This window comes from Salinimicrobium oceani (assembly GCF_012037645.1).
On sequence record NZ_JAAVJR010000779.1, the window covers coordinates 1 to 418 of the forward strand.

Annotated in this window: 1 protein-coding gene; it reads right to left on the bottom strand. The window is 42.6% G+C overall.

The window, feature by feature from the left end; genetic code table 11:
* A partial coding sequence (locus HC175_RS19365; protein WP_168139771.1) for an FtsK/SpoIIIE domain-containing protein occupies positions 1–418 on the bottom strand: 418 nt, incomplete at both ends.

The following is a 418-nucleotide window of genomic DNA, read 5'->3' on the forward strand; positions in this document are numbered from 1 at the left end:
ATCCTGGCGGGGAAGTTGGCTTTGATGATCCCCGTAATTACGTTAACCGATGGTCTTTGTGTGGCAATGATCAAATGTATCCCGATCGCCCTGGCCAGCTGTGCCAAACGTGCAATTGGAGTTTCTACTTCTTTTCCCGCGGTCATGATAAGATCTGCAAATTCATCTACCACAAGAACTATGTAAGGGAGGAATTTATGACCATTTTCGGGGTTAAGTTTTCGGGCTTTAAACTTTGTGTTGTATTCCTTAATGTTACGAACCATCGCGTCCTTAAGCAGCTCGTAACGATTGTCCATTTCGATACATAAGGAATTAAGGGTGTTGATCACTTTCGTGTTGTCCGTAATAATAGCTTCTTCGGTATCGGGCAATTTTGCCAGGTAATGTCTTTCGATCTTATTAAAGAGCGTCAATT